General features: G+C 65.4%; 22 protein-coding genes. 18 read left to right on the top strand and 4 right to left on the bottom strand.

All coding sequences use genetic code 11. From position 1 onward, the window contains the following. Positions 1 to 69: 69 nt before the first annotated feature. Entirely contained in the window at positions 70 to 1,371 is a 1,302-nt protein-coding gene (locus BLV92_RS27010) for an aspartate aminotransferase family protein (protein ID WP_090551564.1), read from the bottom strand. A 77-nt stretch (positions 1,372 to 1,448) separates the two neighbouring features. Here BLV92_RS27010 and BLV92_RS27005 point away from each other — a divergent pair, with 77 nt between their 5' ends. From BLV92_RS27005 to BLV92_RS26985, 5 genes are all read left to right on the top strand, one after another. Then, on the top strand, positions 1,449 to 2,333 hold the full coding sequence (locus BLV92_RS27005) for a LysR family transcriptional regulator (protein ID WP_177197960.1): 885 nt from the start codon (positions 1,449 to 1,451) through the stop codon (positions 2,331 to 2,333). A gap of 480 nt (positions 2,334 to 2,813) precedes the next feature. Then, the gene (locus tag BLV92_RS27000; protein ID WP_134170068.1) at positions 2,814 to 3,614 is read left to right on the top strand and encodes a transporter substrate-binding domain-containing protein; all 801 of its coding nucleotides are present in this window, start codon (positions 2,814 to 2,816) and stop codon (positions 3,612 to 3,614) included. Positions 3,615 to 3,723: 109 nt separating this feature from the next. Then, the gene (locus BLV92_RS26995) at positions 3,724 to 4,404 is read left to right on the top strand and encodes an amino acid ABC transporter permease (protein ID WP_090551558.1); all 681 of its coding nucleotides are present in this window, start codon (positions 3,724 to 3,726) and stop codon (positions 4,402 to 4,404) included. Then, complete coding sequence (locus BLV92_RS26990; RefSeq protein ID WP_090551555.1) at positions 4,401 to 5,051, top strand: amino acid ABC transporter permease; 651 nt, start codon at positions 4,401 to 4,403, stop codon at positions 5,049 to 5,051. The genes BLV92_RS26995 and BLV92_RS26990 overlap by 4 nt, the downstream gene beginning before the upstream one ends. After that, positions 5,038 to 5,757 carry an amino acid ABC transporter ATP-binding protein gene (locus BLV92_RS26985; RefSeq protein ID WP_090551554.1) on the top strand — a complete coding sequence of 240 codons (720 nt, stop codon included), beginning with the start codon at positions 5,038 to 5,040 and terminating at the stop codon, positions 5,755 to 5,757. The genes BLV92_RS26990 and BLV92_RS26985 overlap by 14 nt, the downstream gene beginning before the upstream one ends. A 135-nt stretch (positions 5,758 to 5,892) precedes the next feature. On the opposite strand, the gene BLV92_RS26980 is transcribed toward BLV92_RS26985, so the two are convergent. After that, complete coding sequence (locus tag BLV92_RS26980) at positions 5,893 to 6,303, bottom strand: BON domain-containing protein (RefSeq protein ID WP_090551551.1); 411 nt, start codon at positions 6,301 to 6,303, stop codon at positions 5,893 to 5,895. A 541-nt stretch (positions 6,304 to 6,844) separates the two neighbouring features. Here BLV92_RS26980 and BLV92_RS26975 point away from each other — a divergent pair. Then, positions 6,845 to 8,191: an MFS transporter gene (locus tag BLV92_RS26975; protein WP_090551549.1), complete on the top strand. Its 1,347-nt coding sequence runs from the start codon at positions 6,845 to 6,847 to the stop codon at positions 8,189 to 8,191. Between the two features lie 3 nt (positions 8,192 to 8,194). Here BLV92_RS26975 and BLV92_RS26970 read toward each other — a convergent pair whose 3' ends face one another. Further along, entirely contained in the window at positions 8,195 to 9,115 is a 921-nt protein-coding gene (locus BLV92_RS26970; RefSeq protein WP_090551548.1) for a LysR family transcriptional regulator, read from the bottom strand. Between the two features lie 195 nt (positions 9,116 to 9,310). On the opposite strand from BLV92_RS26970, the gene BLV92_RS26965 reads away from it, so the two are divergent. The 12 genes from BLV92_RS26965 to BLV92_RS26910 all read left to right on the top strand — a co-directional run bounded on the left by BLV92_RS26965 (position 9,311) and on the right by BLV92_RS26910 (position 21,900). Further along, complete coding sequence (locus BLV92_RS26965; RefSeq protein ID WP_090551546.1) at positions 9,311 to 10,447, top strand: muconate/chloromuconate family cycloisomerase; 1,137 nt, start codon at positions 9,311 to 9,313, stop codon at positions 10,445 to 10,447. Between the two features lie 27 nt (positions 10,448 to 10,474). Beyond that, the gene (gene catC / locus BLV92_RS26960) at positions 10,475 to 10,765 is read left to right on the top strand and encodes a muconolactone Delta-isomerase (RefSeq protein WP_090551544.1); all 291 of its coding nucleotides are present in this window, start codon (positions 10,475 to 10,477) and stop codon (positions 10,763 to 10,765) included. Between the two features lie 79 nt (positions 10,766 to 10,844). Beyond that, on the top strand, positions 10,845 to 11,780 hold the full coding sequence (catA, locus tag BLV92_RS26955; RefSeq protein ID WP_090551543.1) for a catechol 1,2-dioxygenase: 936 nt from the start codon (positions 10,845 to 10,847) through the stop codon (positions 11,778 to 11,780). A gap of 116 nt (positions 11,781 to 11,896) precedes the next feature. Next, complete coding sequence (locus BLV92_RS26950; protein ID WP_090551540.1) at positions 11,897 to 13,261, top strand: Rieske 2Fe-2S domain-containing protein; 1,365 nt, start codon at positions 11,897 to 11,899, stop codon at positions 13,259 to 13,261. After that, positions 13,258 to 13,746 (top strand): benzoate 1,2-dioxygenase small subunit, encoded by a 489-nt coding sequence (gene benB, locus BLV92_RS26945; protein ID WP_090551538.1) that lies wholly within the window; start codon positions 13,258 to 13,260, stop codon positions 13,744 to 13,746. Before BLV92_RS26950 ends, benB begins: the two co-directional genes overlap by 4 nt. Positions 13,747 to 13,787: 41 nt before the next feature. After that, the gene (gene benC, locus BLV92_RS26940) at positions 13,788 to 14,810 is read left to right on the top strand and encodes a benzoate 1,2-dioxygenase electron transfer component BenC (RefSeq protein ID WP_090551536.1); all 1,023 of its coding nucleotides are present in this window, start codon (positions 13,788 to 13,790) and stop codon (positions 14,808 to 14,810) included. Next, positions 14,807 to 15,583: a benzoate diol dehydrogenase BenD gene (gene benD / locus BLV92_RS26935; RefSeq protein ID WP_090551534.1), complete on the top strand. Its 777-nt coding sequence runs from the start codon at positions 14,807 to 14,809 to the stop codon at positions 15,581 to 15,583. The genes benC and benD overlap by 4 nt, the downstream gene beginning before the upstream one ends. 3 nt (positions 15,584 to 15,586) lie before the next feature. Then, positions 15,587 to 16,807 (top strand): benzoate/H(+) symporter BenE family transporter, encoded by a 1,221-nt coding sequence (locus BLV92_RS26930; protein WP_090551532.1) that lies wholly within the window; start codon positions 15,587 to 15,589, stop codon positions 16,805 to 16,807. 121 nt (positions 16,808 to 16,928) lie between these two features. Beyond that, positions 16,929 to 17,327 (top strand): RidA family protein, encoded by a 399-nt coding sequence (locus tag BLV92_RS26925; protein WP_090551530.1) that lies wholly within the window; start codon positions 16,929 to 16,931, stop codon positions 17,325 to 17,327. A 73-nt stretch (positions 17,328 to 17,400) separates the two neighbouring features. Then, positions 17,401 to 18,657 carry a GTPase gene (locus tag BLV92_RS26920; RefSeq protein ID WP_244283994.1) on the top strand — a complete coding sequence of 419 codons (1,257 nt, stop codon included), beginning with the start codon at positions 17,401 to 17,403 and terminating at the stop codon, positions 18,655 to 18,657. Then, complete coding sequence (locus BLV92_RS26915; RefSeq protein ID WP_090551526.1) at positions 18,654 to 20,234, top strand: dynamin family protein; 1,581 nt, start codon at positions 18,654 to 18,656, stop codon at positions 20,232 to 20,234. The genes BLV92_RS26920 and BLV92_RS26915 overlap by 4 nt, the downstream gene beginning before the upstream one ends. A gap of 91 nt (positions 20,235 to 20,325) precedes the next feature. Continuing rightward, a complete protein-coding gene (locus tag BLV92_RS26910; RefSeq protein WP_090551522.1) occupies positions 20,326 to 21,900 on the top strand; it encodes a methyl-accepting chemotaxis protein in 1,575 nt (524 codons plus the stop codon). Positions 21,901 to 22,256: 356 nt separating this feature from the next. Here BLV92_RS26910 and BLV92_RS26905 read toward each other — a convergent pair whose 3' ends face one another. After that, positions 22,257 to 23,291 carry a methyl-accepting chemotaxis protein gene (locus tag BLV92_RS26905; RefSeq protein WP_090551520.1) on the bottom strand — a complete coding sequence of 345 codons (1,035 nt, stop codon included), beginning with the start codon at positions 23,289 to 23,291 and terminating at the stop codon, positions 22,257 to 22,259. Between the last annotated feature and the right edge of the window lie 162 nt (positions 23,292 to 23,453).

Genomic DNA, 23,453 nt, shown 5'->3' with positions numbered 1-23,453 from the left:
TCGTGTGAGCGACGGCGCGCGACGAAGCCCCCAGATAGGGCTGTCGCGCGTCGCCCGCTGACGAACCGGCTACAGCGATCGCTCGATGGCCTGCCCGAGCAGCGCGAGGCCAAGATCGATCTCTTCGTCGCTGACGGTCAACGGCGGCGCGATCCGGAACACGCCGCCCATGCCGGGCAACTGCACGATGTTCATGCTGAGGCCGAGGTTCATGCATTCGCGGGTGATCTTCGAGCCGAGTTCGTCGGCCGGTTCCTTCGTCCGGCGATCCTTGACGATCTCCATTCCCAGCAGCAGCCCGCGTCCGCGAATGTCGCCGATGCATTCGAAGCGTTCCATCAGATCCAGCAGGCCGTTCCTGAGCCGCTTGCCCATCACGTTCGCGCGCTCGACCAGCCCGTCGCGTTCGACCACGTCGAGCACCCGCAGACCGATGGCGGCCGGCAGCGGATCGGACACGTGGGTCGTATAGAACAGATAACCCCGCTCGTGGGCGCGTTCTTCGATCTGCGCGGAGGTCACGACGGCCGCGAGCGGCAGACCGGCGCCCAGCGTCTTCGACAGCGTGAGAATGTCGGGCGTGACGCCGTCGCGCTGGCAGGCGAACATCGTGCCCGTGCGTCCGATCCCGGTTTGCGCTTCGTCGAGGATCAGCAGCATGCCGCGCTCTTCGCACTTGCGTTTCAGCGCGGCCATGTAACCCGGCGGCAATTCGATGATGCCGCCGGAACTGAGGATCGGCTCCGCGATGAACGCGGCGAGATTGCCGCTGGACTGGCGATCGATCAGATCGAACGCGTAGTCCAGTTCGGCCAGGTAATCGTATGCGCCGTCGCGCTCGAAACGCGGCCGGTACAGAAACGGCGCGGGGATCGCGAAGGAGCCGACGGCTGCCGGACCGACGCCCTTGCGCCCCGCGCTGTAGGTCGCGGATGCGGCGGCCCCGGTCATGCCGTGCCACGACTGCGCAAACCCGACGATTTCATATTTGCCGGTGACGAGCTTCGCCATCCGGATGGCGGCCTCGTTCGACTCCGCGCCGGTGCTGAGCAGCAGCGCGCGGTCGAGCCCGTCGGGCGTGATGTCGGCCAGCCGGGTCGCGAGATCGACGACCGGCCGCGACAGCATCCCGCTGAACAGGTGGTCGAGCTTGCCGGCGTATTCGTTGACGACCGACACGATCTCCGGGTGGCTGTGCCCGAGCACCGCGCTCATCTGCCCCGACGTGAAGTCGAGGATGGCGCGGCCGTCCGCGTCATAAACGAAGCTGCCCTGGGCGCGCTCGATGATCATCGGCGCGAAGGTGCCGCCGTAGCGGATCAGGTGCTGCCTGGCGTTGCGCCAGAAAACTTCATCGTCGTTGCGGGACACGCGTTTCTCCTTGGCCGACTGCGGGAATGACTTGCAGTCTAGACGGCTCCCTGATTTCATAGAATCGAATAGTTCTTATCGAAGCCAGAAGCGGGGCTAATACCTTGAGTCTTTCACTCGAAATCGATCTGCTGCGTTCGTTCGTCGTCGTGGCCGATGCACGCGCGTTCAGCCGCGCGGCGAACCGGATCGGCCGGACCCAGTCCGCGTTGAGCCAGCAGATGAAGCGGCTCGAAGACATCGTCGACCAGCCGCTGTTCCAGCGTACGGGGCGCGGGGTGGTGCTGACGAATCCCGGCGAACGCCTGTTGATGCACGCCCAACGCATTCTGCGGGTGCATGACGAGGCGATGGCCGATCTGTCCGGCCAGGGGCTGTCCGGGACGATTCGCTTCGGCTGCCCGGACGACTATGCGGCCGTGTTCCTGCCGCAACTGCTGCGCCGGTTCGCGAGCCGGCATCCGCATGCGCTGGTGGAAGTGATCTGCGCGCCGACGCCGCGTCTGCTGGAACAACTGGAGAGGCATGCGCTGGACCTCGCGATGATCTCGCTGCCCGAGCACGCGGCGGACGAGGACATCATTCGCCGCGAGCCGCTGGTGTGGGTCGGTCATCCGGGACAGGACTCCGCGCATTTCGACCCGTTGCCGCTGGCGCTTTCCGACCCGGACACGCTCGATCACGTGGCGGCGTGCGACGCGCTGCAACGCGCGGGCAGGGCCTATCGCATTGCGTATGCGAGCAGCAGCCTGGCCGGCCTGACGGCGCTCGTCCGCTCGGGGCAGGCCGTGGCCGTCATTACGCAGACCGCCGTCCCGGCGGACCTGCAGATACTCAACGGCGATCCCGCGCTTCCGCCGTTGCCCACCATCGGCATTACGCTGAAGTTCGAACGCAGGCGGCCGCCCCATCTGGTCACGGTATTCGCGGAACACATCCGGGCGACGCTGCCGTTGCTGTGATCGCATCGAAGCCGCTGTCAATCATGATCGAGACGACGATGCGCACCAGTTCGGCTCGTGACGGCGCGGCAATCGTCGGGCCGGTGCGGAGCATGGAGCGATCGGTGCGGGCTGCGGATCGGCTCGGGTAATCGGGCTTGCCAGCCGTTTTACGGCTTTCCGGCGACCCGAAAAAAGTCTTTAGGGTTATTGATCGATTGGCGGCATGCCCGAAACGCGCGCCTCCCATCGTGGTGCATGCGCACGGATGGTGCGTGGCCGGATGCGCTGCATGGTGCGAGCGCAAAACGCGCACGCCTGCTCCGGTCCGCGTCGGCCATGTCGCCGCGAGCCCCACCGGAGCGCGCTTTGCGGCCGGTTAGCAAGCGATGGTCTGCTTCTTGCTTCTACGGTGCGCACGGCGGCCCGGCCAGTCCGGGCCGCGATCACGATGGACGATGACCCTCGCGCCGTCCAGCAACTTCCCTGGAAACCAGAACAATGAACCGTACCCGCCGCACGTGGCTTGCCGCTTTCTCCGCCGTGGTCGCCGCGACGCCGCTCCTGTTTGCCGCTCCGTCCGCGCGCGCCGATGCGCTCGACTCGATCACGAAGAGCGGCGTGCTGCGCGTCGCGGTGCCGGAGGATTACCCGCCGTTCGGTTCGATCGGCCCCGACATGCAGCCGCGCGGCTACGACATCGACATGGCCGCGCTGATCGCGAAGTCGATGAAGGTGAAGCTGCAGCTCGTGCCGGTGAACAGCGCGAACCGCATCCCGTACCTGCAGACCAACAAGGTCGATCTCGTGATCTCGTCGCTTGGCAAGACGCCGGAGCGCGACAAGGTGATCGATTTCTCGACCGCGTATGCGCCGTATTTTCAGGGCGTATTCGGCCCGGCGAACGTGAAGGTGAGCAGCCCCGCCGACCTCACGCCGAACCTGACGGTCGGCGCGACGCGCGGCGCGCTGGAGGAAATCGCGCTGACGCAGATGGCGCCGAAGGCGAACATCCACCGCTTCGAGGACAACAACGCGACGATCCAGGCGTTCCTGTCGGGGCAGGTCGATCTGGTCGCGGCCGGCAACGTCGTCGCGGCCGCGATCCTCGCGAAGAATCCGCCGCGCCGCCCGGAAGCGAAGTTCGTGATCAAGAATTCGCCGTGTTTCGTCGGCCTGAACAAGAACGAGCCGGCGCTGCTCGCGAAGGTCGACGACGTGATCGCGCAGGCGAAAAAGGACGGCACGCTCGAAGGCATCTCGCAGAAATGGCTCGGCCAGCCGCTGCCGGCGGGCCTCTGAGTCTCACCATCCAGGCCGCGCGTGACGCGGCGGTGGTGAGGCCGCCGCGTCATGCGCGGACGAGTCCGTCCGCCGCTGTTCCTTCGTTTTCGACCCGAGCCCGGTTTTCATGAGCTATCAGCTTCAATTCGGCGAACTGACCGGCTATGCCGGCCTGTTCGCAAGCGGCGCCGCGACCACGCTCGGGCTGACCGCCGTCGCGACGGCGCTCGGCCTCGCGGTGGGCGTCGCCGGCGCGGCCGCGCGCAATACCGGCACGCCCGGCCTCGCGTGGCTGCGCGGCGCGGTTGGTCTGTACGTGGAGGCGATCCGCAACACGCCGTTCCTCGTGCAACTGTTTTTCCTGTTCTTCGGCCTGCCGGCGCTCGGCATCCACATCGGCGCATACGCGGCCGCGATCCTCGCGATGACGCTGAATCTCGGCGCGTATTCGGTCGAGATCGTGCGCGCCGGCGTGGCCGCGGTGCCGCGCGGCCATCTGGAAGCGGCGGCGGCGCTCGCGATGTCGCCCGCGCAGACGTTTCGCCACGTCGTGTTGCCGCAGGCGTTCGCGAAGGTGTTTCCGGCGCTCGTGAGCCAGATCGTGATCACGATGCTCGGCTCCGCTGTCGTTTCGCAGATCTCCGTCGCCGACCTCACGTATGCGGCCAGCTACATCCAGTCGCGCAACTTCCGCGCGTTCGAGACGTATTTCGTGATCACGCTCGCGTACCTCGCGCTCGCGCTCGTATTGCGCGCGGCGCTGCACGCGGCGGGACGGCAACTGTTCGTCCGGAGGGCGGCGCGATGATCGAATTCACGTTCTGGCAGATCCTGGAGAACCTGCTGCTCGCCGCGCGCTGGACGGTCGTGCTGTCGCTCGTGTCGTTCGTCGCGGGCGGCCTCGTCGGCCTCGTGCTGCTGGTGATGCGCGTGTCGGATTCGCGGCTGCTGCGCGCGATCGTGCGCGTGTACATCGAGATATTCCAGGGCACGCCGCTCCTGATGCAGCTGTTCCTCGTGTTCTTCTGCCTGCCGCTCGTCGGCATCGACGTCGAGCCGTGGGTGGCGGCGACGCTCGGGCTCACGTTCTTCACCAGCGCGTATCTGGCCGAGATCTGGCGCGGCTGCGTCGAGGCGGTTCCGAAGGGGCAGTGGGAAGCGTCGGCGAGCCTCGCGATGAGCTATTTCGAACAGCTTCGCCACGTGATCCTGCCGCAGGCCGCGCGCATCGCGATCGGGCCGACCGTCGGCTTCGGCGTGCAGGCGGTCAAGGACACCGCGCTGGTGTCGATCATCGGCTTCACCGAGCTGACGAAGGTCGGCACCGCGATTTCGAACGCGACGTTCCAGCCGTTCCTCGTGTACGGCCTCGTCGCGCTGATCTACTTCGCACTCTGTTATCCGCTGACATGGTCGGCGCGAGTGCTGCAAAGGAAATGGCATGCCGCTCGTTGAAACCGCAGGCGTCGAGAAGAACTTCGGGACGAACCAGGTGCTGAAGGGCATCGATTTTTCCGTCGAGCGCGGCCAGGTCGTCACGATCATCGGCCGCAGCGGCTCGGGCAAGAGCACGTTCCTGCGCACGCTGAACGGGCTGGAAAGCATCGACGCCGGCTCGATCGAGATCGACGGCGCGCATATCGACGCGCGCCACGCGGACCTGCGCGCGCTGCGTCTGAAGGTCGGCATGGTGTTCCAGCAGTACAACCTGTTTCCGCATCTCACCGCCGGGCAGAACGTGATGCTCGCGCAGAACGTCGTGAAGAAGACGCCGCGCGACGAGGCGCGCGCGGTGGCCGAAGCGATGCTGGCGCGCGTCGGTCTCGCGGACAAGTTCGACGCGTATCCGGAGCGGCTGTCCGGCGGCCAGCAGCAGCGCGTCGCGATTGCGCGCGCGCTCGCGATGAAGCCGAGCGTGCTGCTGTGCGACGAGATCACGTCGGCGCTTGACCCGGAACTGGTCGGCGAGGTGCTGGGCGTCGTCGAGAGCCTCGCGAAAGAGCACATGACGCTCGTGATGGTCACGCACGAGATGCGCTTCGCGAAAGCGGTCAGCGACAAGGTCGTGTTCATGCATCAGGGCCGCGTGTGGGAGAGCGGCACGCCGGAGGAGATTTTCGAGCGGCCGTCTACCGTGGAGTTGAAGCGGTTCGTTCAGTGACGGACTGGCGTGAGATGGCCAGGCAACGCCGACGTCGATGGTGATTCGCCGGGAAACACCACGCCGATCGCGACGCGCCGATAAGTCCGCGGGTATCGATAGCGCATGTCCGCATCGAAGCGGAAGGCGTCGGGTCTATGCGAGCGATGCCGCGAACGGCTGCTCGATGGCCGCGGTGTTCCTGCGTCGCACGGTCAATCGGTTCGACACTGCCCGCACTCCGTGCACCGATCTTGCCGCATTGCCCGCGCGCGAAATCTGCCAGCTTTCCGGCACGGTCCCGGTCAGCGTGATGACACCGTGGCGCGCCCTGATGTGAATCTGCGAATCGTTCAGTCCCGGCACGCGCCTCAACGCACGGCGGACGTCGCGAATTAACGACGTGTCCTGCCTGTTCCTCGGCGGCGACGTCGAGACCGCCACGCGTTGCACGGTCACGCCGGCCGGCGCGCTCGCCTCCGTTCTGGCGTTCGCATCGGGCGCGCCCGTCGCGGCGGCCAGAACCAGCATCGCGCCGATCACGCCGCTTGTACGGTTCATGGTCATGCTGCCTCCTTGGGGTTCTTTCAACCTGGCAGTGGAAAGACGGAAGAGCGGGGCGCGGCGCTTCAGTTCCCGATGCACTGAAGGAGATTGATGCCGCTTTCGTGAACTGATTCCGCGCGACACATCGAGCCGTCCGATCAACGTGACGATACGCGTTTTCGTGTGGCCCCGGTCGCAAGCGGGCTTCTGCCTGGTGTCCGGCTTCAGGACGGTGGAGGGGCGGCTGGCGATGGATAACAAACTTCGCGTGGCGCATCGATCGGGGAGCGGCCGTCGCGGGGTTGTCGAGCGCGCCCATGCGTCATCAGCCAGATGAGTTCATCGCGATCGAACGATCCGACCAGTGCGAAAAGATCAGTGATCCTTCGAGGCATAAAAGAATGCCTTCGCAACTATGCTTTGCCGGTATGGAAACGATACCTATTCGGTGTTGGACAGATCGAAATGCCGGGTTCTATCCTTAGCCGGCCTGTAGCCTGAACTTCAAAAACAATAAACGCCGCGCATTCATCCGGATGCGCGCAGTCTGGAGACTCTCGTCATGACACACCCTTCCGTCCGGTCGATCCCGGCGCTCATCGACAACGAGCGGCTCGGCGCGTTCCAATGGCGCGTGCTTGCGCTCTGCGTGCTGATCGCGCTTCTCGATGGCTTCGACACCCAGGCCATCGCGTTTACCGGGCCGGCCATTCTTGCCGCGTTCAAGCTCTCCGCAGGCGCGCTGGCGCCGATCCTGACGGCCGGCATCATCGGCATGACGGTCGGCGCGATGACGCTGGGCCTCGTCGGCGACCGCATCGGCCGCCGGCCCGCCATCATGATCGGCCTCGCGCTGTTCGGCTGCGCCACGCTCGCCACGTCGTTCGCGACCGATCCGCAGCTCATCCTGGTGCTTCGCTTCATCGCCGGGCTCGGCATGGGCGGCTGCACCCCGGTGCTGCTCGCGCTGGCCGCCGAGTACGGCCCGGCGCGACTGCGCGGCGCGATCCTGACCGGCGTGCTGCTGGGGCTTCCGGCGGGCGCGATGCTCGGCGGTCTGCTCGCGGCGCGCATGCTGCCGGTGATCGGCTGGCAGGGCATTTTCGTGGTGGGCGGCGGGGTGCCGCTTGCCGTGCTGGTGCTGGCGGCGCTGCTGCTGCCCGAGTCGCTCTACTATCAGGCGTCGCGCGGCGGCGCTCGCGGGCAACGATACGTGCACGCAACGCTGTCGAAGATCGTGACCCAGCCGCTGCCGGCCGACGTGCGCTTCACCGTGCCCGAGGAGGCCGTGGCGAAGGCCGGCGTCGGCGCGTTGTTCAGGGACGGCTGCGCGGGCAAGACGCTCGCCATCTGGGCCGTTTATCTGCTCAACTGGGTTGCGTGGTTCATGCTTCTGTCGTGGCTGCCCACCGTGCTCAAATCCGCTGGCCTGCCGGCGGCGCAGGCGCCGCTCGGCACCGTGATCGTGAATGCGGTGTTCATCGTTTGCGCGATTCCGCTCGCGTTCGTCCTGCCTCGCGTGAATACGCGCAACCTGCTTGGCGGAATGTTCGCGCTGGGCATCGTCATCGCGCTCGGGCTGAGTTACGCGGGCACGAACTGGGCGCTCGTGTTCGCCCTCGCAGGCGCAGCGGGTTTCGGCATCGGCGGCCAGCAGATCGCGCTGAACTACCTGATCGTGGGCGCGTATCCGACGGCCCTGCGCGCCACCGCAACCGGCTGGGCCATCGGGATGGGGCGCGCGGGCGCCATCGCGGGGTCGGCGATCGGCGGCACGTTCCTTTCGTGGGGCGGTGCTTCCGGCTTTTTCCTCGCGCTGGCCGTGCCGCTCGCGGGCGCCGCGCTCGCGGTGTTCAGCCTGCGTCTCGATCCGGCCAGCGCCGATATCGCGCTGTCGTCGAACCACTAGCGTTCAGGGCTTCTCTTTCTTGGGGGGAAGCCACGACTGAGGCTCGGCGTACAGCTCCTTGACCAGTTGCTTCACGAGGTCGATGTACGACGAGTTGTCGTTCACGCGATGGTTCAGGATGATCGGTGACGTCGCGTGGTCGCTGTCTATCAGGCGGTAGTGCACGTCCTGGCGTATCTGCCGCGCCGACGCGGGAATCACGCACACGCCGAACTCGGCCGCGACCAGCCCCAGCGCGGCCTGGATTTCCCGCACTTCCAGCACCTCGCCAGGCTGCACGCCTTCGCCGTGCAGGATGCTCAACACCTGGTCGGCGAAACCGGGGCGCGGCTCCTTCGGATAAACGATCAGTTTCTGCCCCGCCAGTTCCTCTATCGGGATGGGCGTCGAGTCCTGCGCCATCGGAGAGCCGATCGGCACCACGACGGCGAGCGGCTCCTCGCGCAGCACGATGCCGGCCACGTTCGGGTCGCTGTGGCGCACCCGGCCGAACCCCAGGTCGATGCGGCCTTCCTTGAGCGCCTGGATTTGCTGCACCGACATCAGCTCGACCATCTGCATGTCCAGTTCCGGCGCATGCTGGCGCATCTTGCGCATCAAGCCTGGCAATCCGGAATAAAGCACCGACGCGACGAAGCCGATCGACAGCACCGTGCGCTGATGCAATCCGACATGCCTGGCGGCGGCCTGCATCTGCTCCACGCGGCCAAGAATCTGCATTGCCTGCTCGTAGACCAGACGGCCCGCATCGGTCGTCCGCACCGGGCGGGTATTGCGGATCAGCAGCGGCACGCCGATCTCCTGTTCGAGCAGTTGAATCTGCCGGCTCAGCGGCGGTTGAGCGATGCGCAACTGCTCGGCGGCACGGGTGAAGTTGCGTTCGCGAACCACGGCGACGAAGTAGCGAAGCTGGCGTAGATCCATGCCCGGTTCCCGGTGAGGCGAGTGGAAAAGTCGATACTTCGAAAATATGATGGGCCGTAATGCAGCATTAAAACGGCGTGTTGCAGCCGCTTCATATTATAAAGGTATTGGATTGTACGCAAATGGTATTGGACTCTGCGGGGGCGCGGCATGTATAAAACAATCCGGAACCCCTACTAAAACGCCGCCTTCTCCATGATCTCCGCCACCATCGAACGTATCGAAACGAGCCTTGTCGATCTGCCGACGATACGCCCTCACAAGCTGTCCGTCGCGACGATGTACGGGCAAACCCTGATGCTCGTGAAGGTGTATTGCAGCGACGGCGTCGTGGGCGTGGGTGAAGGCACGACCATCGCCGGGATGGCTTACGGTCCGGAAAGCCCGGAGTCGATGAAGCTGGCGATCGACGCGTACTTCGCGCCGGCGATGATCGGCCAGGACGCCACCCGGATCCAGGCGCTGATGGGCTGGCTCGGCAAGCTCGTGAAGGTCAACCACTTCGCGAAGTGCGCGCTCGAAACCGCGTTGCTCGACGCCCAGGGCAAGCGCCTTGGCGTGCCGGTGAGCGAGTTGCTGGGCGGTCGCCGGCGCGAGCGCCTGCCGGTTGCGTGGACGCTGGCTTCCGGCGACACCGCGAAAGACATCGCCGAAGCGGAGACGATGCTCGACGTGCGCCGGCACAAGATCTTCAAGCTGAAGATCGGCGCGAAGGAACTGAAGACCGACATCCGGCACGTGGCCGAAATCAAGAGGGCGGTCGGCGACCGGGCGGCGGTGCGCGTCGACGTCAACATGGCCTGGAGCGAGACGCAGGCCGCATGGGCGATTCCGGCGCTGGCCGACGCGGGCTGCGAACTGGTCGAGCAGCCGGTGGCGTCCGCCGCGGCGCTCGCGCGCCTGATGCGCCGTTTCCCGGTCGCGCTGATGGCCGACGAAATCCTGCAAGGTCCGGAGAGCGCATTCGACATCGCGAAGCACGCGGGCGCCGACGTGTTCGCGATCAAGATCGAACAGAGCGGCGGGCTGTTCGCCGCGCAGCGCGTCGCCGCGATCGCGGATGCCGCGGGCATCGAGCTTTACGGCGGCACCATGCTCGAAGGCGCGTTCAGCACGATCGCGTCCGCGCATCTGTTCGCCAGCTTCGCGAACCTGCAGTGGGGCACCGAACTGTTTGGACCGCTGCTGATTACCGAAGAGATATTGACCACGCCGCTCGATTACAGCGACTTCGAACTGACCGTGCCGAACGGCCCGGGCCTCGGCATCGAACTCGACGACGAGAAGGTCAGGCGTTTCACCCGCGACGGGCTGCTGAAAGTCACCCGATAACCGCTCCCTGTCAACAGGAGGTTGACGATGCTTTTCCACGTACGAATGGATGTGAATATCCCGGTGGACATGCCGGCCGAAGTCGCCAGCGAAATCAGGTCGCGCGAGAAAGCCTATTCGCAGGAGCTGCAGCGTAGCGGCAAGTGGCGGCATATCTGGCGTGTGGTCGGCGAATACGCGAACTACAGCATTTTCGACGTGGAGAGCAACGCCGAGCTGCACGACATCCTGACCGCGCTGCCGCTCTTCCCGTACATGAAGATTTCGGTGACGCCGCTGTGTCGCCACCCGTCGTCGATTCGCGACGACGACGCCTGACCCGGGGCGATGGGCGTCGATCCCGAATCGGGCGCGTCCTGAACCGGCTTCCCCAAAATACCAAGTGGAGACAGTAACCATGAGCGTTAGCGTATTTCAAACCAAAGAAGTGCAGGACCTGCTGAAGGCCGCTTCGAATCTCGACGCCGGTAACGGCAATGCCCGCTTCCAGCAGATCGTCCACCGTCTGCTGGGCGATCTGTTCAAGGCCATCGACGACCTCGACATCACGCCCGACGAAGTGTGGGCCGGCGTCAACTATCTGAACAAGCTCGGTCAGGACGGGGAGGCGGCGCTGCTCGCGGCCGGTCTCGGTCTGGAGAAGTATCTCGACATCCGCATGGACGCCGAGGACAAGGCGGTCGGCCTCGACGGCGGCACGCCCCGCACGATCGAAGGCCCGCTGTATGTCGCGGGCGCGCCGGTGCGCGACAGCGTGTCCCGGATCGACGTCAACCCCGATCCGGACGCGGGTCCGCTGATCATCCACGGCACGGTCACCGGCGTCGACGGCAAGCCGGTCGCGGACGCGATCGTCGAATGCTGGCACGCGAATTCGAAGGGCTTCTACTCGCACTTCGATCCGACCGGCGCGCAGACCGAATTCAACCTGCGCGGCGCGGTGAAGACCGGCGCGGACGGCCGCTACGAATTCCGCACGCTGATGCCGGTCGGCTACGGCTGCCCGCCGCACGGCGCCACGCAGCAGTTGCTGAACGTGCTCGGCCGCCACGGCAACCGTCCGGCGCACGTGCATTTCTTCGTCACGTCCGACAACGCGCGCAAGCTGACCACCCAGTTCAACATCGAAGGCGATCCGCTGATCTGGGACGACTTCGCTTACGCGACCCGCGAGGAACTGATTCCGCACGTGGTCGAAAAGACCGGCGGCACGGCGCTCGGCCTGAAGGCCGATACGTACAAGGACATCGAGTTCAACTTCACCCTGACGCCGCTGGTCCAGGGCAAGGACAACCAGATCGTCCAGCGCCTGCGCGCCTCGGCTGCGGCATAAGCCGCAGCCTGTCACGGCGGTGTGCTTCCACGCCGCCGCCCGATCCGCCACGAGAATCTTTCGACACCGATGCAGAGGCTCCGACACGGTCTGGAGTCGGCATGGGAGGGACCACTATGTCCGCTATCATCGACAAAGCCAGTGAACTGGACCACCTGCTTGCGACCGCCGTGCAGGACGACAGGCAGGCCGGCGTATTCCGCTGCCGCCGCGACATCTTCACCCACGCCGGTTTGTTCGAACTGGAGATGAAGCACATCTTCGAGAACAACTGGGTGTATCTGGCGCATGAAAGCCAGATTCCGAACAACAACGACTACTACACCACGTGGATCGGCCGTCAGCCGGTGGTCGTCACCCGCGACAAGACTGGCGAACTGCACGCGGTCATCAACGCCTGCGCGCACAAAGGCGCGATGCTGTGCCGGCGCAAGCACGGCAACAAGGGCAGCTTCACCTGTCCGTTCCACGGCTGGACGTTCGCCAACACGGGCAAGCTCCTGAAGGTGAAGGACGAAAAGACCACGCAGTATCCGGTCCAGTTCAACACCGAAGGGTCGCACGACCTGAAGAAGGTCGCGCGCTTCCAGAGCTATCGCGGTTTCCTGTTCGGCAGCCTCAACGCGGACGTGCTGCCGCTCGAAGACTATCTCGGCGAAGCGCGGGTCATCATCGACCAGATCGTCGATCAGTCGCCGAACGGGCTCGAAGTGCTGCGCGGCAACTCGTCGTACATCTACGACGGCAACTGGAAGATGCAGATGGAGAACGGCTGCGACGGCTACCACGTCAGCACCGTGCACTGGAACTACGCCGCGACCATGGGCCGGCGCAAGGAGGACGGCACGCAGGCCGTCGATGCAAATAGCTGGAGCAAGTCGGTGGCCGGCGTGTACGGGTTCGAGCACGGCCACATTCTGTTGTGGACCAATACGATGAACCCCGAAGTGCGGCCGATCTACCGGCATCGCGACGAAGTCAAGGCGCGCGTCGGCGAGGCGAAGGCGGAATTCATCGTGAACCAGACGCGCAACCTGTGTCTGTACCCGAACGTTTTCCTGATGGACCAGTTCAGCACGCAGATCCGCGTGGTGCGTCCGATCAGCGTCGACAAGACCGAAGTCACGATCTTCTGCTTCGCGCCGAAGGGCGAGAGCGCGACGGAACGGGCCACCCGCATCCGCCAGTACGAGGATTTCTTCAACGTGTCGGGCATGGGCACGGCCGACGACCTCGAAGAATTCCGCGCCTGCCAGGCGGGTTACGCCGGCCGGACGGCGCTGTGGAACGATCTGTCGCGCGGCGCGCCGCTGTGGGTGGACGGCCCGGACGAGAACGCGAACAAGATGGGCCTCAAGCCGCTCATCTCGGGCGCGCGCAGCGAAGACGAAGGCCTGTTCGTGTGTCAGCACGAGTATTGGGCTCGGGTGATGCGCGATGCGCTGAAGCAGGAACGGCAGCAGGAGGAGGCGCAGTCATGAGCTTCGACTACCAGACAATCTGCGGCGCGCTGTATCGCGAGGCGCGTCTGCTCGACGATCGCCAGTGGGAAGAATGGCTGGCCTGTTATGCCGAGGACGTCACGTACTGGATGCCGGCGTGGGACGACGACGACCGGCTTACCGACGACCACGAAAGCCAGATCTCGCTGATGTACTACCCGGACCGCGGCGGCCTCGAAGACCGGGTGTTCCGCATCAAGACGGAGCGCAGCGGCGCGTCGCTGCCGGAGCCGCGCACGAGCCACAGCATCACCAACGTGGAAGTGCTCGCGGAGCGCGGCGACGAAGTGGACGTGCGCTACAACTTCCACACGCTCAGTCACCGCTACAAGACCACCGACCAGTTTTTCGGCACGGTCTACGCGACGTTGCGCGAGACCGGCGACGTTCTGGTGTTCGCCAGCAAGAAGATCGTGCTGAAGAACGATTACATCCGCCAGGTGCTCGACGTCTATCACGTTTGACGTCGAACGCCGGGCGGAACCCGGAGGAGACAGGAGGTTCCATGTCAGGCTATAAAGTTGCGCTGAATTTCGAGGACGGCGTTACCCGTTTCATCGAATGCAATGTGGGCGAGAAGGTGCTCGATGCGGCCTTTCGCGCGAGGATCAATCTGCCGATGGACTGCTCGGACGGCGTGTGCGGCACCTGCAAGTGCCGCGCCGAGAGCGGCCGCTACGATCTGGGCGACGACTACATCGAGGACGCGCTGAGCGAGGACGAAAAGGACAGCGGCCTCGTGCTCACCTGCCAGATGGTCCCGCAGAGCGACTGCGTGATCGCGGTGCCGGCGTCGTCCGCCGTGTGCAAGACCGGGCAGAGCAAGGTCGCGGCGACGGTCGCGAAGGTCGAGCCGCACAACGACGCGGCCGTCGTGCTCGAACTGGACGTGGACGGCGACGCGCCGGTGTTTCTGCCGGGCCAGTACGTGAACATCGACGTGCCGGGCAGCGGTCAGCATCGCTCGTATTCGTTCTCGTCGGCGCCGGGCGAAGCGAAGCTCGGTTTCCTGATCAAGAAGATTCCCGGCGGCGTGATGAGCACGTGGCTCGAAGCGGCGCAGCCGGGCGCGAAGCTAGAACTGGTCGGCCCGCTCGGCAGCTTCTACCTGCGCGGCGTCGAGCGGCCGCTGCTGTTCCTCGCGGGCGGCACGGGCCTCGCGCCGTTCCTGTCGATGCTCGAAGCGCTCGCGCGCGCGAACTCGCAGCAGAAGGTGCATCTGGTCTACGGCGTGACGCGCGACCTCGACCTCGTGCTGGTCGAGGCGATCGACGCGTACACGGCGAAGCTGCCGAACTTCAGCTACGGCACCGTCGTCGCCGATGCGGCGTCGAGCCATCCGCGCAAGGGCTGGGTGACGCAGCACATCCCGGCCGACGCGCTGAACGACGGCGACGTCGACGTTTATCTGTGCGGGCCGCCGCCGATGGTCGACGCGGTGCGCAAGTATTTCGACGACGAAGGCGTGAAGCCCAACAGCTTCCACTACGAGAAGTTCACTCCCAACGCGGCTCCGAAGACGGCATGAACACGCAACGATTCGCAGGCAAGGTGCTGGTCGTCACCGGGGCCGCGCAGGGTATCGGCCGGGGCGTCGCGCTGCGCGCGGCGGCCGAAGGCGGCAAGGTGCTGTTCGTCGACCGCGCGGAGTTCGTCTCCGACGTGGCGGCGGAAGCGGGCAGCGCGGACACGGCGGCCTTCGTCGCGGACCTTGAGACATACGAAGGCGCGGCGGCGACGATGGCGTTCGCGACCGGGCGATTCGGCGGCATCGACATCCTGATCAACGGTGTCGGCGGCGCGATTCGCATGCGTCCGTTCGCCGAATTCGAGCCGGCGCAGATCGACGCGGAAATCCGCCGCTCGCTGATGCCGACGCTCTATACCTGCCATGCGGTGCTGCCGCATCTGCTGAAGCGGGGCGGCGGAACCATCGTCAATGTCTCGTCGAACGCGACGCGCGGCATCCGCCGCGTGCCGTATTCGGCGGCCAAGGGCGGCGTCAACGCGATCACGCAGTCGCTGGCGATGGAGTACGCGGAGCACAACATCCGCGTCGTCGCGACCGCGCCGGGCGGCACCCATGCGCCGCCGCGCCGCGTGCCGCGCAACGCCGCCGGCGACAGCGAGCAGGAAAAGGCGTGGATGAACGAAGCGGTCGAGCAGGTGACCGGATCGACCTTTTTCAAGCGCTACGGCAGCATCGACGAGCAGGTCGCGCCGATCCTGTTCCTCGCATCGGACGATGCGAGCTACATCACCGGCTCGGTGTTGCCGGTCGCCGGCGGCGACACGGGCTGACCGATGAACGCGTGGAAACAACTCGTGCGCGACGCGTCGCTGCCGGCGCTCGTGGCCGGCTGCATCGCGACGCTGATCTCGTTTGCCGGGCCGCTGGTGCTGGTGTTCCAGGCCGCGCAGGGGATGCCGCACGCGCTGCTCGAATCGTGGGTGTGGACGATCTCGATCGGCTCCGGGGTGCTCGGCATCGTGCTGTCGCTGCGCTACCGGGTGCCGGTGGTCGTCGCATGGTCCGCGCCGGGGTCGGCGCTGCTGATTACGCTGCTGCCGACGGTGAGCTTTCCGGAGGCAGTGGGCGCGTATCTGGTCGCCAGTGTCGCGACCTTCGTGATCGGCGTGAGCGGCACCTTCGACAAGATCGTTTCGCGGCTGCCGGCCGGCATTTCGGCGGCGATGCTGGCCGGCATCCTGTTCGGCTTCGCCGCGAAGATGTTCGTGGTGCTGCCGGCGCAGCCGCTGCTGGTCGGCGCGATGTTCGCCGCGTTTTTTGCCGGCCGCCGATGGTTTCCGCGTTATGCGGTGGTCGGCGTGCTGGCCGTCGGCGCGCTGGTTGCGGTGCTGGGCGGCAAGCTGACCGGCCACGCGCCGTCGCTGCAGTTCACCGTGCCGGCATGGACCACGCCGCGCATTGGCTGGCAGGCCGTGGTCAACCTCTCGCTGCCGTTGATGGTGGTGGCGCTGACCGGGCAGTGGGTGCCGGGCATGGCGGTATTGCGCAACGGCGGCTACACGCGGCCGTCGGCGGGACCGTTGATCGCATGGTCGGCGGCGGTGTCCGCCGTGCTCGCGCCGTTCGGCTGCCACGGGCTGAACCTGGCTGCGATCACCGCCGCGATCTGCACCGGCCACGACGCGCACCCGGACCCGGACCGGCGTTACGTGGCTGGCGTGGCGGGCGGCGTGCTGTATCTCGTGCTCGGCTGTATCGCCGCGACCGTGCTGTCGCTGTTCGCGATGCTGCCGAAGGAATTGATCGCGGCGCTTGCCGGCCTCGCGTTGTTTCCGACCATTGCGAATGCGCTGGCCGCGTCGATGAGCGACGTGAAGGATCGCGACGCCGCGCTGGTGACGTTCATCGTCTCCGCTTCCGGCATGTCGTTGTTCGGATTGGGCGCTGCGTTCTGGGGCCTGCTGTTCGGCCTCGCCGCGCATGCGCTGCTGCGCTGGAAGGTGTCCCGGCGGGTCACGATGGAATTGAGTTCGGCGGGGGAGACCAAAACATGACAGGCGGGCCGCAGCGGTAGTCGCCGGATTCGGAAGGCGGCGGGCAATGACAGAAGACCGGGCCGCGCCGCGAGCCACAGTGGCCCGGCGTGCGGAAACACGCTTCAATGGAGACAGGTTCATGACAGATCGCAAGGCCATCATTCCCGATGGAATGGAAGCGGTGTACGAGAAGGTTCGCTATGCACCGGCGCTGAAGGTCGGCAATACGATTTACGTATCCGGCCAGATCGGCCGCGACCGCGACATGCGTCTGGTGGAAGGGCGCGAAGCGCAAATGGTGCAGGCATTCGAGAACCTCAAAGCGGTGCTGCATGCGGCGGGCGCGTCGCTGCGCGACGTGGTGGACCTGACCACGTTCCATACGGACCTGCGCGACCTGCCGCTGTTCATGCGGGTGCGGGACCGGTATCTCGATGCGCATCCGCTGCCGGCGTGGACGGCCGTGGGCGCGCATATGCTGTGCGGCGAGGCCGGTTATATCATCGAGATCAAGGCCGTGGCCGTATTGCCCGAATAGTGCCGGCACGCTCGTGCGAAGGGACGGGCGACGCGGCGCTGTCCGGATTTCAGCAAACCTGAGGGGCCGAAGATTGTCCAGCGAGATTCGTGAACAGGCAGTACGCGAGGTCGTATCGGTGCTGCCGGGCCGCGCCGGCGATCTGGCGCGGCTGCAATGCCTGGCCGACGGGATCGAACCCGTTGTCACCGTCGTCGGCAAATACAACCACGGCAAGAGCCGGTTGCTGAACGAACTGATCGGCGACGATATCTTCGCCGTGGCGGACCGGCGCGAGACCGTGACGTTGTCGGACCGCGTGCATCGCGGCGTGCGGTGGCTGGACGCGCCGGGGCTCGACGCGGACGCCGGCGCGCAGGACGACTCCCATGCGCTGCAGGCCGCGTGGCGGCGATCGGATATCCGGCTGTTCGTCCACTCCGCGAAGGAAGGCGAACTGGATGCGAAGGAACGGTCGCTGCTGGCCGAACTGCGCACGGACGCAGGCAGAACGAAGCGGCAAACGTTGTTCGTGCTGTCGCAAGTGGATCAACTGGCCGACGAGACCGAACTGCAAACGGTCGCAAGCGCCATCGGCGCGCAGATGCCGGGCGTCGAACTGAATGCGGTTTCGTCCACGCGCCATCGCAAGGGCGTGGAGGGTGCGAAGAAACTGCTTCAGGAGCGCAGCGGAATTCCCGCGCTGCTCGCGGCACTGGACGACGCGTTGGCCCGCGTGCCGGGCGCGCGTGCGCATGAAACCGCGCTTTTGTACGGGGAAATTCGTGCGGAACTGGCACAGCTTCGCGCCGCGCAGAGGCAATCGCTCGAAGCGTTGCGCGACACGCAGCAACGGCAGCGGCACGACTTTAGCCGGGGCCTGAAGGCCGTCATCGACAAGGTGGGCGGCGACATCGCCGCGATGCTGGATGCGCTGGGCGAAGACCATGCCATCGTGCCGGACTCCGCGAAGGATGCGTATGCGATCACCGCGGGCAAGCTGGAGCGCGCGCACATCCAGATCGCGTATTCGCGCGCCTGCATCGAAATCGACGGTTTTCTGGCGGGGCATGGCGTGATCGACCTGCCGTCGGAGCAGCATACGGCGGCGCGCAGCCTGAATACCGTGATGATCGCCGTGATGGGCGTGTCCGTGAAATTCCGCAAGGACTTGCGCAGAATGTTCTGCGAAGAGCCGGGCCGGCAGCGCATGCAGCGCGAGTTCGGCCACTATTACGAACGCTCTGGAGACCGGCAGGCGCTGGCCTCGCTGATCGCGCAAACCGAAGCGGCCATGGCCGCGTCGGACAAGGCATCGGCTGCGCTGGACCAGTTGGAAGAACGCGCATGAAAACGGACCTCGGCAACGAACATCGCTTCATCGCGGAGGTCGATGCGTTCGAGTTTGTCGCGCAGGATCTCGGCGCGATCCTGGATTCGCTGAATGCGTGGTTCGAGAGACTGTGTGTCGAGCTTCAGGCGCATCGTCTGGTATCCCGCGGCCTGACCGAACGTAGCCCCCTGGCTCGAAACGCGGACGCGATCAACACCCTGTTGCGGGATGCCGTTCCGTCATGGGCGCGGCAATGGGCCAGTCTGGAGCCGGCCAGCGCCCTGGCCGACCATTTCGACGACAAGGTGCTGCTGCTGGTGTTCGGCAAGTTCAACGCCGGCAAGAGTTCGCTCTGTAACTTCCTCGCCGATCGCTTCGCCGCTCACGGGAAAGCGGTGCAGTATTTTCATCTCGACAGCGGTCGCATTGTCGAGACGTCGGCGCGTCTGGAGGAAGGTACGACCGAAACCACGGCCCGGCTGCAAGGCGTGCGTCTTGGCGAAAACCTGGTGTTGCTCGACACGCCGGGATTGCATTCGATGACGCTGGAGAACGCGGCGCTGACCCAGCGTTTCACCGACAGCGCCGATGCGGTGTTGTGGCTGACCAGTTCCACGTCGCCGGGGCAGGTGCAGGAGCTGGACGATATCGCCCGCGAGCTTCATCGCAACAAGCCGCTGCTGCCGGTCGTGACGCGCAGCGACGCATACGACGAAGACGAGATCGACGGCGAGATCGTGAAGGCGCTGCGCAACAAGACCGCGCGGAATCGCGCGCTTCAGGAAGCGGACGTCGCGGCGCGGGCGGCGGGAAAACTCGTGGCAATGGGCGTGGACGCGGCGCTGTTGAGAACGCCTGTGTCGCTGTCGGTTCACGTGGCGCGCGAGCAGGGGCAAACCCCGGCGGCCCTGACCGAAGCGGGATTCGACAGGCTCTACGGCGCGCTGCTCGCGATCGGCGAACCCGCCCTGGCCTACAAGCGGCGCAAGTGCGCGGAGATATTGCTGCACCATCTGGAAGAAAACGTTCTGCGGACGTTGTTGCGGGACGTGCTGCCGTTGCTGGATCAGATGGACGAAGCGTCGCGAACCGCCGTCGATCTGCTCGAACAGCAACGGGAAAAAATCGCGGCGGGCATCTGGCGCAGCGTGATGCCGACGTTGCCCGAACTGCTGGAACGTCATGCCGAAACGCACGACGTGACGGCGATCCGGAACGGCCTTTCGCAGTCGGTCCTCGACGCGTTCACGCGCGAGGCGAACGAGCACCTGGCCGGATACGTCGTTGCGACCGACCCCGCGCTCGCCACGATAACCGTCGCCGACGATGCGGGATACGAGGACATCGTGGTCGCACAGGCGGCAGGCAGCGGTCATCCGGACCAGGTGGTGGGCGTCGATTACCGGCGTCTGCATGGCGAACTGGTGCAGGCCGTTCGTGAAAGTCTGCTGAGTCTTGCCAGCCATGCAGCGGACCAGTGCCGCGCGTCGATCGGGCAACTGGCGTCGCAGTCCGACAGCCTGAAGCAGGTGCTATGGACCGGCGAGCGGGAACTGCGGGATCTGAAGCAGCGGTTGCGTTCCGGCGCTGCGTGAAGGCCGATTTTCAGATTCATTGCAACGGCGGGGCGGATTCGCGCCGACCCGGACGCGGCCAGGATACGCAACAAAGAGGAGACATCCCCACATGCAGGCTCAACAACCTGACCACGACGTGAGCGGGTCGGGCGAATATCAGTTCGACGATCGCGATTTTCTCATTACCCGCAACGACGCCGACGCCAAGATCTGCTACGTAAATCCGGCATTTGCGCGTGTCAGCGGCTACACGATGGACGAACTGCAAGGCGCGCCGAGCAATCTGCTGTACCACCCGGACATGCCGGACCAGGTGTCGGCCGATCTGTGGAAGACGCTGAAAACCAACGGCGCGTGGAGCGGCGTGATGAAGCATCGCCGCAAGGACGGCCGATACTTCTGGGCCGACGTCACGGTGACGCCCACCGTGATCGAGGGGCGTCATGCCGGTTATACGACGGTCAGGTCCAGGCCGGCCCGGCAGAAGATCGAGCTTGCCGGGAACGCATATCGCGCGTTGAAGCGCGGGTCGTCCGGATTCGCCGTTCGCAACGGACGCATCATGCGCACCGGGTTGCGCGGCTGCGTTCGCTGGTTCTGGCCCGGGACCGTCGACGGGCATCTGAAGCAATGCGCCGGCATCCTGGTTGTTCTGGCTGCCATGCTCGCTGCGCCCGGTTACAACGGGATCGACAGCGGCAGAGGCGCGGCCGCTATGGCCATCGGCTTTGCCTGCGTCGCGCTGCTGCTCCGCTCGGGCGTGGTCATCCGGCAAAGCGCGGTGGTGCAGATGCGTGCGCTGATCGAGACGTGCCAGCGCCTCGCGGCGGGGGACCTCGCGTGCGAACTGCCGAACCGCGATTCCCACGATGAAGCGGGCAAACTCGCATCGACATTGGGCGCGATGCATCGCAGTCTCATCGGCATGGTCCTGGAGGCGCAGGGCATCACGGAAACCGTGGGCGGCAAGGCAAGCGAGATCGTGACGGCCAATCGGGAACTGTCCGCGCGAACGGACGATCAGGCGTCGGCGCTGGAACAGACCTCGGCGGCGATGGCCGAGTTGATGAACGCGGTGAAGGTCAATGCCGAGAGCGCGAAGCAGGCGGCCGAACTGGCCGGCGACGCATCGCATGCGGCCGCGGAAGGCGCGGGCTCGATTGCCGGCGTGCAATCGACGATGGAGAGCATCATCGCCGGCGCGGGACGCGTGTCGGGCATCTCCGCCGTCATCGAAAGCATCGCGTTCCAGACGAACATCCTGGCGCTGAACGCCGCGGTCGAAGCCGCGCGGGCCGGAACCGAAGGGCGCGGGTTCGCGGTGGTGGCCGCCGAAGTGCGCAGCCTCGCGCAGCGCAGCGCCGCGGCGGCGAAGGAGATCAAGGAGCTGGTCAACGACTCCGTCGATCAGAGCCGGCGCGGAGCCGAGGTCGTGACCGAGGCCCGGCAGACGATCGAGCGTATCGTCGCGTCGTCGCAAAGCGTTTCCGGGTTGATTTCGAAGATCTCGATTGCCTCGGCGGAACAGCAGCGGGGGATCGTCGAAGTCGGGACGGCGGTGGCGCAGATAGACCGGACCACCCAGCAGAACGCCGGGATGGTGGAAAACGCCGCGCGAACGGCGGCCGTGTTGAGCGAACAGAGTACGCGGCTGCGTTCCACCATGGGCGCGTTTCACTTCTAGCGAATCGGGTGGACGTCTCGCCGCTCGACGCGGGTCCGGTTTCATCCGTTGTGCGGGATCGATGGGCCAGCGTCGCGCCGATTCTAGCGTCGAAGACTTGCAACGCGGGGCGTAACGGAAACGGGCGTTGCTTTTTTCGTCAGCCGCTTTCGGGGATTGCCGGACCCGATGGCCGACGAGGAGGAGGCGCGCGACGCCGGACCTTGTCCGGGCCGCTTGCCATGAGGCGGGCTACGCCGCGTAATACGGCCGGGCGTGTCGTGCTCGTGATGCACGCACTGGTGCAGGTCGTGAAGACTTCGCCATCGGCGCGGCATGCTGCGGTCTACAGCACGCCGCGCACTTCGATACCGCTTCTACGCGAGCCGCTGCACAACCACGCCATACCAGCCCAGCCCGCGATATGTTTCGTAGCCCGGCGTAACGGCAAACGATACGACGGTGCCGTTCGGCGCGGCGTAGTATCCGGACCGCTTGCCGTTGGCCTGAAGGTGAAAACGTTCCGCCAGTATGCCTTTGCTATCGGATGCGGCGATCACGCGGAACGACGAATCGACGATCATGCAGCGCGTCCGCTGCCACTCTTCGTCGCTCAGACGGACTCCCTTCACCACCGCGTCGGCCTGCGGCGCCCAGTCGAAGAAGATCACCAGCGCGCCGAGCACGCGCCCGTTGACGGCTCCGCCTTCGCGGATCGCAGTCGAGTAAGTGGCAACCTGTGCGCCGCGAAGCGGCGCGACCGTTTCGATATCCGATGCAACGTAATCCGCACCCGACTTCGTCTTCAGCGCGGCGCGGAACCACTCCGCGCTGGAGACATTGTGACCGCGCACCGGGTAGACATCGTGACGGCCATTCGCAACGACCACGCCGTTCGCATCGACGACCCACAGATCGCGATAGACCGTATAGCTGTCGAGGATCACCGCCAGCCGGCTGCTCGCATGGTCCGCCGACGCATCGTTCTGATCCACGAGACATTCGACCACCGCCGAATCGGTCGCCCACCATCGAACGTCGCACGACCGCTCGTACAGATTCCGGTCGACGACGTCGATCATGTTCAGCGCAAGATCGGCGCAACGCTGGCCGTCATGCGACTGCAACCGCTCGATCATGCTGTCGCCGAGTTCGGTCAGCGTCGACAGCGAACCCGCCAGTTCCTTGTTCAACCCTGTGGTGATTTCGGAAATGCGCTTCGAGACATACTTCACCTGGTTCGCTACGACGGCGAAACCCTTGCCCGCATTGCCCGCGCGCGCTGCTTCGATGAGCGCGTTCAACGCTAGAAAGGTGGTTTCGCGGTTGATGTCGTTGATCTCGTTGATCTTGCCGGTGGCAAGGCGTCTTACTTCATGCGTCAGTTCGACAATGGCTTGTGGATTCGACATGGAGTTTCCGTTTTTGAGTGTTTAGCAATACCAATGCACAAGCCGTGCCTGATTTTAATCAAATGGTCATATCTTTTAAGCAAACGTTTGCAAGTCGCCATTCAAGCTTTCCATTTGTAATTTATTGGGGCTGCGGCACCGCAATGGGGGTGTCCAATGCCC

Source organism: Paraburkholderia caballeronis (assembly GCF_900104845.1).
GTDB lineage: Bacteria > Pseudomonadota > Gammaproteobacteria > Burkholderiales > Burkholderiaceae > Paraburkholderia > Paraburkholderia caballeronis.
Note: the sequence above shows the minus strand (reverse complement) of the source record. Positions and strands in the feature narration are given on the sequence as shown.